Source organism: Mucilaginibacter sp. JRF (assembly GCF_015223065.1).
Lineage (GTDB): Bacteria > Bacteroidota > Bacteroidia > Sphingobacteriales > Sphingobacteriaceae > Mucilaginibacter.
This window is the reverse complement of sequence record NZ_JADFBY010000002.1, coordinates 358,753-373,971: the sequence shown is the minus strand read 5'-3', so window position 1 is coordinate 373,971 and position 15,219 is coordinate 358,753. Positions and strand designations below refer to the sequence as shown.

At 46.6% G+C, this 15,219-nt stretch carries 14 protein-coding genes; 7 read left to right on the top strand and 7 right to left on the bottom strand.

All coding sequences use genetic code 11. The features are described 5' to 3' along the window. The first annotated feature begins 80 nt into the window (after positions 1-80). The 4 genes from IM792_RS07040 to IM792_RS07025 all read left to right on the top strand — a co-directional run bounded on the left by IM792_RS07040 (position 81) and on the right by IM792_RS07025 (position 3,022). Positions 81-1,046, top strand: a complete 966-nt coding sequence (locus IM792_RS07040) for a transketolase C-terminal domain-containing protein (protein ID WP_194101127.1) — start codon at positions 81-83, stop codon at positions 1,044-1,046. 29 nt (positions 1,047-1,075) lie between these two features. Further along, a complete protein-coding gene (locus IM792_RS07035; protein WP_194101126.1) occupies positions 1,076-1,633 on the top strand; it encodes a sigma-70 family RNA polymerase sigma factor in 558 nt (185 codons plus the stop codon). Positions 1,634-1,697: 64 nt separating this feature from the next. Further along, positions 1,698-2,528, top strand: coding sequence for a hypothetical protein (locus tag IM792_RS07030; protein WP_194101125.1), 831 nt, complete (start codon positions 1,698-1,700; stop codon positions 2,526-2,528). Between the two features lie 2 nt (positions 2,529-2,530). Beyond that, complete coding sequence (locus IM792_RS07025) at positions 2,531-3,022, top strand: hypothetical protein (protein ID WP_194101124.1); 492 nt, start codon at positions 2,531-2,533, stop codon at positions 3,020-3,022. A 364-nt stretch (positions 3,023-3,386) separates the two neighbouring features. Here the strand turns inward: IM792_RS07025 and IM792_RS07020 are convergent, their stop codons facing one another. Beyond that, entirely contained in the window at positions 3,387-3,866 is a 480-nt protein-coding gene (locus IM792_RS07020) for a DinB family protein (RefSeq protein WP_194101123.1), read from the bottom strand. A gap of 115 nt (positions 3,867-3,981) precedes the next feature. Between IM792_RS07020 and IM792_RS07015 the strand changes: the two genes are divergently transcribed. From IM792_RS07015 to IM792_RS07005, 3 genes are all read left to right on the top strand, one after another. Beyond that, entirely contained in the window at positions 3,982-5,862 is a 1,881-nt protein-coding gene (locus IM792_RS07015; RefSeq protein ID WP_194101122.1) for a DUF885 domain-containing protein, read from the top strand. Positions 5,863-6,684: 822 nt separating this feature from the next. Then, positions 6,685-7,875 (top strand): phosphoglycerate kinase, encoded by a 1,191-nt coding sequence (locus IM792_RS07010; protein ID WP_304609750.1) that lies wholly within the window; start codon positions 6,685-6,687, stop codon positions 7,873-7,875. 88 nt (positions 7,876-7,963) lie between these two features. After that, positions 7,964-9,847 carry a CocE/NonD family hydrolase gene (locus IM792_RS07005; RefSeq protein WP_194101120.1) on the top strand — a complete coding sequence of 628 codons (1,884 nt, stop codon included), beginning with the start codon at positions 7,964-7,966 and terminating at the stop codon, positions 9,845-9,847. A 19-nt stretch (positions 9,848-9,866) separates the two neighbouring features. On the opposite strand, the gene IM792_RS07000 is transcribed toward IM792_RS07005, so the two are convergent. From IM792_RS07000 to hemE, 6 genes are all read right to left on the bottom strand, one after another. Further along, positions 9,867-10,865, bottom strand: coding sequence for an ABC transporter ATP-binding protein (locus tag IM792_RS07000; RefSeq protein WP_194101119.1), 999 nt, complete (start codon positions 10,863-10,865; stop codon positions 9,867-9,869). A 70-nt stretch (positions 10,866-10,935) separates the two neighbouring features. Further along, a complete protein-coding gene (locus IM792_RS06995; RefSeq protein WP_194101118.1) occupies positions 10,936-11,778 on the bottom strand; it encodes a PorT family protein in 843 nt (280 codons plus the stop codon). 31 nt (positions 11,779-11,809) lie between these two features. Then, on the bottom strand, positions 11,810-12,625 hold the full coding sequence (locus IM792_RS06990) for a hypothetical protein (protein WP_194101117.1): 816 nt from the start codon (positions 12,623-12,625) through the stop codon (positions 11,810-11,812). Next, positions 12,597-13,166, bottom strand: coding sequence for a sigma-70 family RNA polymerase sigma factor (locus IM792_RS06985; RefSeq protein ID WP_194101431.1), 570 nt, complete (start codon positions 13,164-13,166; stop codon positions 12,597-12,599). The genes IM792_RS06990 and IM792_RS06985 overlap by 29 nt, the downstream gene beginning before the upstream one ends. Before the next feature lie 65 nt (positions 13,167-13,231). Beyond that, a complete protein-coding gene (gene hemJ / locus IM792_RS06980) occupies positions 13,232-13,765 on the bottom strand; it encodes a protoporphyrinogen oxidase HemJ (RefSeq protein WP_194101116.1) in 534 nt (177 codons plus the stop codon). Positions 13,766-14,158: 393 nt separating this feature from the next. Next, positions 14,159-15,184 (bottom strand): uroporphyrinogen decarboxylase, encoded by a 1,026-nt coding sequence (gene hemE, locus IM792_RS06975; RefSeq protein WP_194101115.1) that lies wholly within the window; start codon positions 15,182-15,184, stop codon positions 14,159-14,161. Positions 15,185-15,219 lie beyond the last annotated feature (35 nt).

Below are 15,219 nucleotides of genomic sequence, written 5' to 3'. Positions count from 1 at the left end.
ATAGTTTGATCTAAATAATATCATATCACAATAAAATATTAAAGTCCTCTCTTTTGGAGAGGATTTAGGTGAGGTAAACAATGAAAAAATATACTTACACAGATAAAAAAGATACCCGTTCGGGTTTTGGCGATGGCCTGCTTGAAGCCGGTAAACGTAACCCCGAAGTGGTTGCACTTTGTGCCGATTTGGTAGGCTCGTTAAAAATGGCTGATTTTATCAAGGCATTTCCTGAGCGCTTTTTCCAAACCGGTATTGCCGAGGCAAACATGATAGGTATGGCGGCAGGTTTAACCATTGGCGGTAAAATTCCGTTCACAGGTACCTTTGCTAACTTTTCAACCGGTCGTGTTTACGATCAGATTCGCCAGTCGGTAGCTTATTCTGACAAGAACGTAAAAATTTGCGCATCACACGCGGGCTTAACCCTGGGTGAGGATGGCGCTACACACCAGATACTGGAAGACATAGGCCTGATGAAGATGTTACCGGGTATGACGGTGATCAACCCTTGCGATTATAATCAAACCAAGGCAGCAACCATCGCTATTGCCGAGCATCATGGCCCGGTATACCTGCGTTTTGGTCGCCCGGTGGTGCCTATCTTTACTGATGCTGATCAAAAATTCGAGATCGGTAAGGCATGGATGGTTAACGAGGGTGCTGATGTATCGATCTTCGCTACCGGCCACTTGGTATGGGAAGCCATACAGGCAGGCGAAAAACTGGCCGAAGAAGGTATTGATGCCGAGATCATAAATATACACACCATTAAACCTTTGGATGCTGAGGCTGTCCTTAAATCAGTAGCAAAAACAGGTTGCGTGGTAACTGCCGAGGAGCATAACCGTTTAGGTGGCTTAGGCGATAGCATTGCGCAATTACTTGCCGTAAACAACCCTACTCCGCAAGAGTATGTGGCTGTGAACGACAGCTTTGGCGAAAGCGGTACACCTGCTCAGTTAATGACCAAATATGGTTTAGATGCTGAGCACATCATCGCCGCTGCTAAAAAAGTAATAGCACGCAAAAAACAAAACAGCTAAGTTCTTTATTTTAGGGTTAAAGATTTGATATGGCCGCACAGGCTGAAGACGAAGAAATATTAAGTAAGTTCCGCGATGAACGCACCCGGAATGAGGCTTTCAATCTGTTACTAAAAAAGTATCAGCAAAAGATCTATTGGCATATTCGCCGTATGGTTATTGACCACGACGATGCCGACGATCTTTCGCAGGATGTTTTTGTGAAGATATGGAAGAACCTGCCGGGTTTCAGGAACGACGCGCAGCTGTACACCTGGATGTACCGCATTGCCACCAACGAGTGCATTACATTTTTGAACAGAAAGAAAATGAAGAATAATGTACCGCTGGATGATGTAGCCTATGAACTGGCCGAAACACTGGCCGATTCAACATATTTTAACGGTGACAAGGCCCAGCTGAAACTACAGCAGGCCTTGCTCACCTTACCCGAAAAACAAAGGCTTGTGTTTAACATGAAGTACTTTGATGATATGAAGTACGAAGAAATATCTGAAGTGCTGGGTACCAGCGTGGGGGCGTTGAAAGCATCGTTCCACCTGGCGGTAAAAAAGATAGAGGCTTTCATTTTATCATCAAACCTATAATTTTTTTAAAGTTACTTTAAACCTTTTGCGAAAGTTATAATCTAATGAGGGTATGAAGAGCGATATGGAAACAAGAGATTGGCTAAACGAATTTACAACACTTAAACAGGTTAACCCAAATAACCCGTTTACGGTGCCCGTAGGCTATTTCGATGACCTTCGCGAACGCACTCTTTCCCTTAAAAATTTAGATGATATAACTGCACGGCAAGCCGGTTTTACCGTTCCCGAAAATTATTTTGAGGAGCTGAACGGCAACATTAGCAGCCGCATTACTGTAGCCGGCTCATTAAGTGTAGAAAATACAGGCTTTATTTTACCTGATAACTACTTTGATGAACTGAGCAACAACATTCAAAGCCGCATAAGCATTGAAGAGGCAGCAGGCAGCGAAAGCGTAGGGTTTGAGGTGCCCGAAGGTTACTTTGAAAACTTACAGCAAAACATCACCGCGCGCATTTCTATTGAGGAGGCCGTAACAGCCGACGAGCCTTTTGCCGTGCCTGCCGGTTATTTTGAAAAACTTAACGCCGCCATTTTAAGCAAAACAGTTGATGCCGATGAGCAGCCGCAGCAAACCGAACAGCAACCGGCGCAACAGCGCGGGGTGGTACGCAGGTTCATAAGCTCGGGCGTGTACCGTTACGCGGCAGCGGCGTGTGTTACCATTGCTATTGGTGCAACCTTCTTTTTAAACCGTGATACGCATTCGGCGGCTACACAAGCTAACCCGCAGCATGCCGATTCATTTTTACACAGTCGCCTGTCAAACATTCCGCTGAATGAGATACGTGGCTACGCCGAACAAAACCTTGACGCCAGCGAAACACAATCGTACATCAGCGAAAACGTTAGCGACGAGGAATTGTTGGACTATATAAATACTGAACTTTAATAATGAGCAATCTGGCCAGAGTAGTATATATTATCATATTGTTTGTGCTGGGAGTGTGCTTAAATACTAAAGCGCAGGTGCCTGATAATGCCCGTGGTTTGCGTTACCAGCAAAATAAAACCAATGCGGCAACGCAATCGCGCTTTGCCAAGCTGGCCAATGCCAAAAAGGAATATTTTGAAAGGCAGCTGAACCTAACCGCTACCGAATCAAAAAAGTTTTGGCCGCTGTACCGCCAGTACCAGCAGCAGCTTATTAATATACGCCACCTTAAGCGCCTAAATAACTCAAGCGCCCAACCCAACGGTACCGAGCAGATTAACAAAGAACTGTACTACGAAACCGAACTGGTTAACATCCACAAGCGCTACAATGAGGAGTTCATGAAAATACTGCCTGCCGAAAAGGTAAGCGAACTCTACAAAAGCGAAAAGCAATTCAACGACGAAGTGCTCAAACAACTCAGCGAGCGCAGCGAACGAGCGGGAAATTAATTATTGATTTATTGGGTGATTGAATTATTGAATTTCCATTGAATGGTAGTAATTCGGTAGTTTGATATTTTTTGAATAGTTTAAGAACCCCTCCCTGCCCTCCCCTGGGAGGGAATTAATATTTACGTCATTGCGAGGCACGAAGCAATCTCTTTAGGATATTCTTGTGTACAAATCGCTCGGGGATTGCTTCGTACCTCGCAATGGCGTGATTTTTTTAATGCCTGATAAACTTGTCATTTCGAGCGATAGCGAGAAATCTGTACGCGTTCATTACAAAGCGACAGATTTCTCTTTCGTACCTCAATCGAAATGACAAAATTTAAAAAAAGGATCATACAAAGTCCTCCCCCTCGGGGGGGGATTAGGATGCCCACGCTCCCAAAACCCTCCTTACTGCCAGTATCTCCCCGGTATGGTACGCGTTATGGTCGCCTATTTGCAAGGCCTCGCGCAGCAGGTTTTGGCCTGTGCCGTGGGCAAAGGGGGCGTATATATCTTTGGCGCTTTTCAGCAGGGCAATAAACTCTTGCAGGTCGCTTTCTATTTTTTTGAGTGAGGCATTCCAGGCTTCATCACTTTCGGGGGCGGCCTCATCGGGCCAATAGCCTTCGGGCCAGTTTGGCGATTGGTGGTTGGCATCACGACTAAATTCCAGCATATCCCATTGGGCAATGCGTATATGTTCAACCAGTTGCCATATGCTGTAGGGCATATTATCGGCCTTTACGCCGCGCAGGTTGGCGGGCAGGCCATCAACAGCTTCGGCAAAACTTACGTGGGCGCCTTTGCCGGTTAAAAAATTGGTCAGCTCATTCAGCAGTGTATCGTGGTGTGGATTCATAATATATCGTGATATTTTATAAGTTAACAATCGCAATAGCTTAAGGTTGACTAATTTTTAAACCTTTGCTTACGTTTGCACTGATAATTAAACTAAATGCCTTAAGTTTATACGCATGATTGTTACGCAACGCACCTTATATAAATTATTGCTTACCGCTATTTGCGGCTTCACTGTGCTATCAGCCTGTAAAAAGGATGGCATGGGCGGCGAACTCACCCAGGAAGAAAAGAATAACGAATCGTTCACCCGTTACGAGGGCAAATTTTTAGATGAGCTTTGGAAACTTAACCCTGATTGGGCAACATCAGTAGGTTACCATATGTACGATAGTGTGTTGGTATTGCCCAGCGAACAGAAAAAAAAGCTGGTCGACTTCGCTAAAAACAACCTCGACTCGTTAAGCCACTACCCGCAAAATGAATTGAACGCGAGCAATAAGATGGATTACCTGCTCATCCAAAACTATCTGCGTAAAACACAATGGACATACGGCTCGCTTAAGGCCTACGAGTGGGACCCAACCACTTACAACATCATTGGTGGCTTTGCTTATATTTTGAATGAGAAGTACGAGCCGCTTGCCCAAAGACTGCAAAGCTTTTACGACAAGATGGAGGCCATCCCGGCTTATTTTAAGGATGCGCAAAAGCTGGTAAAAAACCCGGTACCTGAGCTTACCGACCTGGCTATTGAGCAAATGACCGGAGGTGCCGATGTTATCGAGAAGGATTTTATTGATTCGCTCACCAAAAGCAACGTGCCCGATGTTAAGCAAAAGCTGATGCGTGAAAGGGCAAGAACCAGTGCCGCCGCTGTACGCAACTTTACTGCCTGGTTAAAAACCATTAAGAGCGATAAGGGTCGAAGCTTTAGGCTGGGTAAATCATTGTATGATGAAAAGTTTAATTACGAAATAGAATCGGCACTTACCTCGCAGCAAATGTTCAACGCCGCGGTTGAACGTAAAAAGAAACTGCACAAGGAGATGATAAAGCTGAGCAAGGAGCTTTGGCCTAAACACATGGGCGATAAAAAAATGCCGTCGGATTCGCTGGCCATAGTTGAGGAGGTTATTGGCGAACTATCGTTAAAATATGCCGAGCCATCGCAATTTCAATCGGCAATCGAGAAGCAGATACCTAAGCTGAGCGCCTTTGTTAAGGAGAAGGACTTATTAACGATGGACCCAAGCAAACCTTTGGTGGTACGTCGTGAGCCTGCGTACATGGCGGGTGTTGCCGGTGCATCGATATCATCGCCTGGGCCGTACGAAAAAAATGGTAATACGTATTACAATGTGGGCAGTCTTGAGGGTTGGGATAAAGAGCGCGCCGAGAGTTACCTGCGCGAGTACAACAACTACACCTTACAGATATTGAACATACACGAGGCTATACCCGGCCATTATACACAGCTGATATACGCCAACAAAGCGCCAAGCCTTATAAAATCTGTGTTAGGTAACGGCGCTATGGTTGAGGGCTGGGCAGTTTATGGCGAGGAGATGATGCTTGATGCAGGCTACGGCGGCAACGAGCCCGAGATGCGCCTGATGTGGTGCAAATGGAACCTGCGCACCGTATGCAACGCCATACTGGATTACAGCGTACACGCCAGCGGCATGACCAAGGAACAAGCCCTGAAACTACTCACCAAAGAAGCATTCCAGCAACAGGCCGAGGCCGAGGGCAAATGGAAACGCGTTAGCGTAAGCAGCGTGCAGCTAACCAGCTACTTTACCGGCTACCACGAAATAAAACAACTGCGCGAGGAATACAAGAAAAAAATGGCCGACAAGTATCGCCTGAAGGAGTTTAACGAGAAATTCCTGAGCTATGGCAGCGCCGCGGTAAAATACATCAAAGATGCCATGCTGATCACCGAAGTTGAAAAACCTGAAGGTGGTAAAGCCGATCAACTGGAGGATGAAAAAGAAGGCCCGGTTGATGCCCCGAAAGGTGGTGGTAAAAAGGATACTACTTCGTCTGATTGATAGCGTTTCGTTACGTCATTTCGATAGTGAAACGATCTCTGTAGGACAAGTCGCTCGGGGATTGCTTCGTACCTCGCAATGACGTGATTTTTTATCCATCTTGTCATTTCGAAGCATTAGCGAGAAATCTGTCTGCTTTCATAATCTGGCGACAAATTCCTGCTCGTACAACCCCTCCTAAACGGCGTAGCCCTCATGAGCACCATTGAAAACACTAATAACATGCAAATAATCCTCCCCGAGGGGAGGACTTCTATAAAAATTTAAAAAATAAAAGCGCGTAGGCCTGGCAGAAAACCGGGCCAGGGAGTATGGCCTGTGCGGATGAAGGTTTTTTCTGCCTTGACTTTTGGTTACTTTGTGTCTAAGACAAAGTAACTGGCCTCTGCGGCCAAGAGCAGGCTGACGATGGTAAAAGCATAACCTCCTAAATAAAACACAAACGCTCAGTAAAGCAAAGTTCATTACTTGCCCTCAACTTCTTTTGTGCAGACAAAAGAAGCAAACCTTAGCGATAGCGATCTCATGAGCACCAATAGAAAAACAAAAAACAGCGAATAAACTGCCGGCTACGCCCTGCCCGGTGAAAGTATGTGCTTTGGCAGGACTTCTGCTACTCCGGGCATTTCTGATGCCGGTAGGATAGGTTATTTTCGGTTTGTGCTTTTTATTCTCTCCCTATCGTAGGATTTAGGAGGAGTGCCCATTGTTAACACAAAATGAATTTTATCAAAAACCCGGCGCGTTTTTAACTTTTACGTTCCGTAATTGAAATAATTTGCTGATTTTGCGGCACTGCTGAATTTTACAACCAGTTTGAATATGAAAACAATAGATCAGATAAGTTTTTCGGGCAAAAAGGCCCTTGTTAGGGTTGATTTTAACGTTCCGCTTGATGGCGATTATAAAATTACCGACGATAGCCGCATCACCGCGGCATTGCCTACTATCAAAAAATTATTGAAGGATGGCGGTTCAGTAATCCTGATGTCGCACCTGGGCCGACCAAAAGATGGTCCGACCGAAAAATATTCTCTAAAACACGTTGTTGCCCACCTGTCTGACCTGCTGGGCCAGCAAGTTGAGTTTGCTGATGATTGCATTGGCGCACAGGCTACCGAAAAAGCCGCTGAGCTTGAAAAAGGCGAAGTGCTTTTATTAGAGAACCTGCGCTTTTACAAAGAGGAAGAAAAAGGCGATAAGGATTTTGCCGAAAAGCTTTCAAAATTAGGTGATGTTTACGTGAATGATGCCTTTGGTACCGCTCACCGCGCGCATGCCTCAACCGCTGTTATAGCACAGTTTTTCCCTGAAGCTAAGTACTTTGGCTACCTGATGGCTGCCGAGCTTGACAATGCCGAAAAGGTATTGAACAATTCGGCCCGCCCGTTCACTGCTATTATGGGTGGTGCCAAGGTGTCTGACAAGATACAACTGATAGAATCATTGCTTGATAAGGTTGATAACCTGATCATCGGCGGTGGTATGGCTTATACATTCGTTAAGGCTAAAGGCGGCGAAATCGGCACTTCACTATTAGAAGCTGACAAGCTTGACCTGGCTAACGAGCTGGTTGAAAAAGCTAAAGCGAAAGGTGTTAACCTGATACTGCCAACTGATTGTATAGTTGCCGATAAATTCGCTAACGACGCGCAAACAGCGGTATCTCCAAACAATACCATTAAATCTGACTGGATGGGTCTGGATATCGGCCCTGAATCAAGTGCAGCATTCGCTAAGGTGATCGAACAATCAAAAACCGTATTGTGGAACGGCCCTATGGGTGTTTTCGAGATGGAAAGCTTTGATAAAGGCACTAAAGCCGTTGCCGACGCCGTAGTTAAAGCTACTGAAAATGGCGCATTTACATTGATAGGTGGTGGTGATTCAGCAGCTGCTGTAACCAAGTTCGGCCTGTCAAATGATGTTAGCTACATGTCAACCGGTGGTGGTGCTTTGCTTGAGTATATGGAAGGCAAAGAGTTACCGGGCGTAAAAGCTATCAACGAGTAATATCTGCAAATCGAGATAAACGGGAGGCGGCCACATGGTCGCCTTTTTTGTTTATTTTTAACGCGCTATTAACACACCTCTCTTATACATGAAAAAACGCTACACCATAGCTTTATGCCTGATGCTTTTGGCCTTTGGCGTAACGGGCTTACAGGCTCAGCCCAATAACCCCGATGCCGAATACGTAAAGGCCAACTACCAAAAATTTGAATACCAGATCCCCATGCGCGATGGGGTAAAGCTGTTTACCTCGGTATATGTACCCAAGGATAAATCGAAGAAATACCCTTTCATGATGGATCGTACGCCGTACAGCGTAGCGCCTTATGGTGCCGATAAGTACAAAGGCAGCCTCGGCCCCTCGCCATTATTTTTAAAGGACGGCTATATATTTGTTTACCAGGATGTGCGCGGCCGTAACATGAGCGAGGGCATTTACGAGGAGATGACGCCCGAGCTTGAAAAGCATAAAAGCAAAAAGGACGTTGACGAGGGCACCGACACGTATGACACTATTGACTGGCTGCTTAAAAACGTTGCGGGCAACAATGGCAAAGTGGGCGTTTGGGGTATCTCCTACCCCGGCTTTTACACCACCACGGCCTTACTGAGCCGTCACCCCGCGTTGGTGGCCGCATCGCCGCAGGCACCCATTGCTGATCTGTACCGTGATGATGCCTTTCACAACGGCGCGTTTATGCTGGTGGCCAACTTTGGCTTTTACCCGGGCTTTACCAACCGGCAGGATGATAAACCTACCCAGCGCCGTGGCAGCCGTTTTGATTTTGGTACCGAGGATGGCTATAAGTTTTTTTTGGAAATGGGATCGATGCGCAACACCAACGTAAAGTACTTTAAGGATACCATTCGCCTATGGAACGAGATGATGGATCACCCCAATTACGATAAACACTGGCAGGACAGAAACGTGCTCACCCACCTGCACGATATCAAGACAGCCGTACTGGTTACCGGCGGTTGGTACGATGCCGAGGATCTGTACGGCGGCATAAACACCTATAAAGTGTTAGCCAAAAACAACCCTAAAACACCGGTTTACTGGGCTATCGGCCCGTGGGTGCATGGCGGTTGGGCACGTGGCGCGGGCGATCATTTAGGTGATGTTGATTTTGGCGGAGAAACAGGGCCGTTCTATCGCGAGAGCATAGAGTTCAAATTCTTTAGCCATTACCTGAAAGGTACCGGCAATTTTGATCTGTCTAAAATAAACGCCTTTGAAACCGGCGCTAATAAATGGAATACCTACAGCACCTGGCCACCAAAGGAGGCTGCCGAGCAAAACCTGTACTTTTTACCTAACGGCAAGCTATCGTTCACGGAGCCTGCTGCCGGGGAGAGTTTTGACGAGTTCGTATCAGACCCTAACAAGCCGGTACCATTCGTAAACAACATCAGCCTGGATATGGACCGCGAATACATGACCGCCGACCAGCGCTTTGCCGCCCAACGCCCCGACGTTTTGGTTTATCAAACCGATGTATTAACCGATGATGTTACCCTGGCGGGCGATATATGGGCCAACCTGAAAGTATCAACCACAGGTACCGATGCCGACTGGATAGTAAAGGTGATAGACGTTTACCCCGATTCGGCAAGCAGCAATAAGTTTACCGGCAAGGGCGTAACCATGTCGGGCTACCAGCAAATGGTACGCGGCGAGGCCATGCGCGGCAAATTCCGCAACAGCTTTGAAAAGCCCGAACCATTTAAGCCCGGCGAAGTAACTCCGGTAAATTTTGAGTTGCAGGATGTGCTGCACACCTTTAAAAAAGGGCACCGCATTATGGTGCAGGTACAAAGCACCTGGTTCCCGCTTATTGACAGGAATACGCAACAGTTTCAGGATATTATGAAGGCTAAGGATGGCGACTTTAAAAAGGCTACCCACAAGCTATACACCTCAAAGGCAAGCCCAAGCTTTTTAAAGGTAAGGGTGATAGAAAAGAAATAACTTAAAGCAAACAGATGGTTTAATATTCAAGCCACCTGTTTGCTTTTATATGGAGTTTTTCGCCCACGTGGTGGCTTCCTTTTTTGGGATTGTAGGAATGTATTACCACGCCATCGCGCTCTAATAACAATTCCTCGTAAAAACCTTTGAATAGTATCTCAGTAACCGTCCAGTCACGGTGACTCCAACTGCTGGTAACGGTCAGTTCGTCAGGGTAAATAACTACAGTTTCCTTTTGTGCCGATATATTGAGCAGTTTAGCCTGTGCCAAGGTAAGTACATTGCAATTACCCAAAAGCTTAGCCGTATACAAACTACCCGGATGCTGATATAATTGCTGCGGCGAACCTTGTTCAATGATCTCGCCGTTCCTCATCACCACCAATACATCAGCCATAGAGAGTACTTCGGCCGGGTCATGTGATACCATCACCACCGTAATGCCCGTTTCCTTCACCACCTGCCTGATGTCGCGCTGCAGACCATCTCTGAATGATGTATCAACCTGGTTAAAGGGCTCATCCAAAAACAGCACTTCGGGTTGGGTAACCAGCGCACGCGCTATGGCTACACGCTGCTTTTCGCCGCCGCTCAGGTCGGCTATACGCTTATCGGCCAGGTGCAGCATATTGAGTTGCTGTAATACCTTCTCCGTTTTTTCCTTTTTGGCTTTCAGGTTAGTGCTGGGTAGCAATATGGAAACATTATCGGCTACCTTGGCAAACAGGTTGAGGTCGTCGGTATGCTGGGTTACCATCTTCATGCTGTCGTGCCCGGGTATCAACTTTTCCTCGGGTCCCCAAATGCGCTCACGCTTAAATGTGATCAGCCCCGAATCGGGCGACATTAAGCCATAAAGTAATCTTAGCAAAGTGGTTTTGCCGCTGCCGCTGGCTCCTACTATGGCCGTAATGGCATTGGGCTGTACGTGCAGGTCTACATTGTTTACACCCGCGGCATGCACACCGGGGTAACGCATGCTTACGTTTGCCGCCTGCAAAAATGAATTATCAGTCATTACCGGCAAATATACATAAAACAAAAGGCCACCCGCAGGCAGCCTTTATATGGTAAAATAGTATTTTTAGTTAGAAACCGATGGTTGCACCAACCGAAAGATTCTTTAAGCCTTTTTGCGCCGGACTATCCTCAAACATATCGTTAGCGTAGTACTTGGCAAACACGCCTATGCCACCGTAGCCAACGCGTAAAAAGCCACCGTACCTAAATTGTGCCAGGTTATAACCAGCCCTGTAATGTTGTGAGCCATTCTCAACACTTTTTTGGCGTACGTGCCCATCGATCAGCAAACCGAATATAGGGCCTGCTACAACATGGAAACGGTGACCGGCCTTATCATTCTTGCTCCTCCAGTAAAATGATAGCGGCAGGCGCAGGTAGGTTGATGAAAATACATTTTTGCTGTAATCAACATCATCAACACTGTAACTCAGCTGATCCTGGAAACGCAGTGGAGTAATATTTTCGCGCAGGCGGAAACGTGTCCAGTCGAAACCTGCCGAAGCGTATATCTTAAATGAGCTGTTAAAACGGTATCCAAACTCAAACAGGTCGACACCAAAGTTACTGCTTTTCCATGAGCGGTAGCGTAAAAACTCATTCTCGGGCGATAGGGCAAAGCTGCCATTATCAACCAGCGTAGCAAAACCAATATCAACACGTGAAAAGGTTGGGCGGAATGTCCATCCCGGGTGTTTTGAACTCTCCTTGTACACGGTATCGGTATTATTGGTATTAAAGCTAAAGCGTAGCTTGCGTTTTTTGCGCACAACGGTATCAGTAACCGTGCCGTTAGCTGTGGTGGTAGTAGTTATGGTTGTAGTGGTGGTGATCACGCTGTCGGCTTTGTCCTGCGCAAACAGGGCTGTGGTAAAACCGGCAGTTATCAGGGTAAAAATCAGGCGTTTCATATATATTGTGTAGTTATTTTTTAAGGTTGATCTATTCTTCTTCTTCAGTACTTATTTTAATAATGCCGAGGTTGATGCCGGTTAGCCTTTGGCCGTCGCCGTTATCTTCAAACTCAATTATCTTATCCTTACGTTTATCAATTTTTGATACGATGGAGTTAAGCAAACCGCCAAACCCTCTGCGTTTCTTTTTCTCAGGTTGCTGAACCTCCGTTTTAGCCACCTGCGACAACCCTGCCGAAGCAATAACAACAGGCTGCGTTTTAAATGGTTGGGGCTCCTGCGAAATTGTTTGTTCGTTAAGCTTTACATCAGCATCGGGCAGTACAGGGTTTATCTGCTCCCGCGGCTGATCAACAACGGCGGCTATCAGTATTGGCTTAGATTTGATGCCCGCTATCGGTTTTAAAGGGGTAGCACGGGTTTTGGCTATTTTAGCCGGAGCCGCTTGTACTTGTGTAGTATCAGCCTTCTCCGCATCCTTACTTGCAGCCGGTGCAGCTACCGGGGCTTGTTCCTTTTGGGTGTTTTGAGTTAGGGCAGGCTGCTCGGCAACTTCATTATTATCAGCCACCCTTTTTGCAGGTTGTACCTTGCTTATGCGTTGAGTATTATCATCCGGCTTAACCTCTTGTTGTTTTAGCAGCAACAAACCGGCGGTGGCAATTACCAGTACCGATGCCGCGGCGCTGATGTAAGCCCAAAGCGGTTTCTTCTTTTTATCCTCGTCAAGCCCGGCCAATATATTGCCCCACACGTTGCCGGATGGTTCAACCTCCAGCCCATCCAGCTTGTTCCTGAACAGATCGTCGAGTTCGTTATCCTGCATTTTCATATCTTTTTCCATCGCTTTTAGCAATTAATTCCTTTAAAATAGCCCGCGCCCTTGATAGTTGCGACTTTGATGCCCCCTCGGTGATACCCACAATATCAGCTATCTCCTTATGTGAGTAACCCTCGATAGCGTACAGGTTGAACACCATGCGGTAACCGGGTGCCAGCTGCTGTATCATGCCCATTAAGTCCTTAGCGTCCAAATTAGCCACCGCTGCCGGGTTTACCGATTGCTCGTGCCCGTGTTCGCTAATATCAACCACCTGCATTATTTTATGATGCTTGCGGTAATATTCAATAGAGCTGTGCACCATTATGCGGCGTATCCACCCCTCAAATGATCCCTCGCCACGATAGTTCGCCAGGTTTTTAAACACCTTGATAAAGCCGTTCTGCAACATGTCCTCGGCCTCCATCCTATCCACCGCATAGCGCATGCACACAGCCAGCATTTTTGAAGCAAACTGCTTATACAGCATCTCGCAAGCCTTACGGTCGCCCGATTGGCAGCGCTGTATCATATCATCAATTGTAAAGGTTGGCTCCAAAAACATCATTTAAAGGTAAGATGAATGTTTGGGTGAAATGGTTGCAAGGGGTAAGAAAAAAAAGATAGATTTTATCTTTTCTCGCGGAAGTATTTATAGATCTTAACGGCAGACATGATGATCATCGAAAAAACGATGATGCCTATTACACCGAATATCCAGTTCAATGAATTTTTAAGCACCACCAAAAACACTATAGCGAACAGGAAGATGGTAGCCAGTTCGTTCCAGATGCGTAGTTGGGTTGATGTCCATTTGAAGATGCCTTTGCGCATCTGCTTGATCTTGCTTTGGCAGATGTGGTGATAGCCTATCAGCCCTAAAACAAAGGTGAGTTTGATGTGCATCCAACCCTGATGTAACCAGGCCGGTACCATAACAAGCATGGTAATACCCGCCGCCAGGGTAAGCACCATTGATGGCACGGCTATGATATACCACAGCTTTCGCTCCATGATCTCGAATTGTTCAGACAGTATACGGCGATCTGGCTCGGGCTTTTGCTGCGCTTCGGTATGGTAAATAAAAAGGCGCACAATGTAAAACAGTCCCGCCATCCAGCAGACCACAAATATGATGTGTATGGCTTTTATGTAATCGTACATGTGACCCCCGGCCCCCTAAAGGGGGAGTTTTTTCAATTTCCTTATTTATTATTTAATGTCGCTCATTAACCAATTTGTCATGCTGAGCTTGTCGAAGCATTGGTCGCTTTGTTAGCGCCTCCCGCTCGCCTTTCGACAGGCTCAGGGTGACATGGCCGCCCGCTCCTATTTTATTCGCACGTCTGCTTTAAGACATGTCCTAAAGAGATTGCTTCGTACCTCGCAATGACGAGTGGGTTTGTTCCCTCTGTCATGCTGAGCTTGTCGAAGCATTCGTCGCTTTGTAATCCCTTCGCCCGCCTTTCGACAAGCTCAGGGTTACAGTCCCCAATCATCTGCATATCCACACATCTGCAAATCGGTTCCCCCTTCAGGGGGTTAGGGGGCGAGCTTTTAATATCTAAACTCCTTGATCACCTCAACAGCGTATTTCACGTTATCAAACGGAATATCGGGCATAATGCCGTGGCCGAGGTTGAATATAAAGCCGTCCTCGCCACGCATGCGCTCAAACAGGCGGTGAATACGCTCTTTGATCACCTTTTTATCGGCATACAAAATATGCGGATCAAGGTTGCCCTGTACAGCGATGCCTTGCGGCAGGCGTTGTTTTATATCTTTCAGGTCAACATTCCAGTCGATAGAGATAACATCAGGTTTAGCCTCCGCCATCAGCGGCGCGAATACCGAGCTGCCTTTGCAGAACGATATCACCGGGATATCCTTACGGTTAAGTTTGCTGATGATCTCGGTAATGTAACGGTGCGAAAATTCGGTATAATCATCCCATGATAATGCCAGCGCCCAGCTGTCAAATATTTGCACGGCATTTACTCCGGCTGCGATTTGCAGGTTAAGGTAATCGGCAGTTACGGTAGCTATTTTTGAAAGCAGGCGATGCGCCAGCTCAGGTTCGTTATGTAGTAAAAGCTTGGTCAGCTTAAAATCTTTCGACGAGCCGCCCTCTACCAAATAGCTCATTACGGTGAACGGCGCACCGGCAAAACCTATCAGCGGAATTTTACCATCCAAACGTTGCTGTATTACTTTAATAGCATCAGCAACGTATTGCAGGCGGTGGGTAACGTCGGTTTCCAGCGCGTCAATATCAGCAGCGGTACGTACCGGGTTGGCAAACTTAGGGCCTACACCCTGGGTAAAGCTCAAATCGCCACCCATTGCTTCGCCGGTAACCAGTATATCCGAGAACAGAATAGCGGCATCAATACCCAGCAGATCAACCGGCAACATAGTAACATCAGCGGCGATCTCGGGCGTTTTGCACATCTCTAAAAACGAGTATTTGTTCTTGATGTCCCAATACTCTTTCATAAAACGGCCAGCCTGGCGCATCATCCACACCGGTGGGCGTTCTGTTTTTTCAGATAAAGCTGCCTTTATAAATAACGAATCTTTCATACCTCTCCTAAATCCTCTCCAAAGGAGAGGACTTT

What these genes read in the sequence shown, in the direction of transcription:
- IM792_RS07040 (WP_194101127.1), top strand. Translation starts at nt 81, where the DNA reads ATGAAAAAATATACTTACACAGATAAAAAAGATACCCGTTCGGGTTTT.
- IM792_RS07035 (WP_194101126.1), top strand. Translation starts at nt 1,076, where the DNA reads ATGGCCGCACAGGCTGAAGACGAAGAAATATTAAGTAAGTTCCGCGAT.
- IM792_RS07030 (WP_194101125.1), top strand. Translation starts at nt 1,698, where the DNA reads ATGGAAACAAGAGATTGGCTAAACGAATTTACAACACTTAAACAGGTT.
- IM792_RS07025 (WP_194101124.1), top strand. Translation starts at nt 2,531, where the DNA reads ATGAGCAATCTGGCCAGAGTAGTATATATTATCATATTGTTTGTGCTG.
- IM792_RS07020 (WP_194101123.1), bottom strand. Translation starts at nt 3,866, where the DNA reads ATGAATCCACACCACGATACACTGCTGAATGAGCTGACCAATTTTTTA.
- IM792_RS07015 (WP_194101122.1), top strand. Translation starts at nt 3,982, where the DNA reads ATGATTGTTACGCAACGCACCTTATATAAATTATTGCTTACCGCTATT.
- IM792_RS07010 (WP_304609750.1), top strand. Translation starts at nt 6,685, where the DNA reads ATGAAAACAATAGATCAGATAAGTTTTTCGGGCAAAAAGGCCCTTGTT.
- IM792_RS07005 (WP_194101120.1), top strand. Translation starts at nt 7,964, where the DNA reads ATGAAAAAACGCTACACCATAGCTTTATGCCTGATGCTTTTGGCCTTT.
- IM792_RS07000 (WP_194101119.1), bottom strand. Translation starts at nt 10,865, where the DNA reads ATGACTGATAATTCATTTTTGCAGGCGGCAAACGTAAGCATGCGTTAC.
- IM792_RS06995 (WP_194101118.1), bottom strand. Translation starts at nt 11,778, where the DNA reads ATGAAACGCCTGATTTTTACCCTGATAACTGCCGGTTTTACCACAGCC.
- IM792_RS06990 (WP_194101117.1), bottom strand. Translation starts at nt 12,625, where the DNA reads ATGGAAAAAGATATGAAAATGCAGGATAACGAACTCGACGATCTGTTC.
- IM792_RS06985 (WP_194101431.1), bottom strand. Translation starts at nt 13,166, where the DNA reads ATGTTTTTGGAGCCAACCTTTACAATTGATGATATGATACAGCGCTGC.
- hemJ (WP_194101116.1), bottom strand. Translation starts at nt 13,765, where the DNA reads ATGTACGATTACATAAAAGCCATACACATCATATTTGTGGTCTGCTGG.
- hemE (WP_194101115.1), bottom strand. Translation starts at nt 15,184, where the DNA reads ATGAAAGATTCGTTATTTATAAAGGCAGCTTTATCTGAAAAAACAGAA.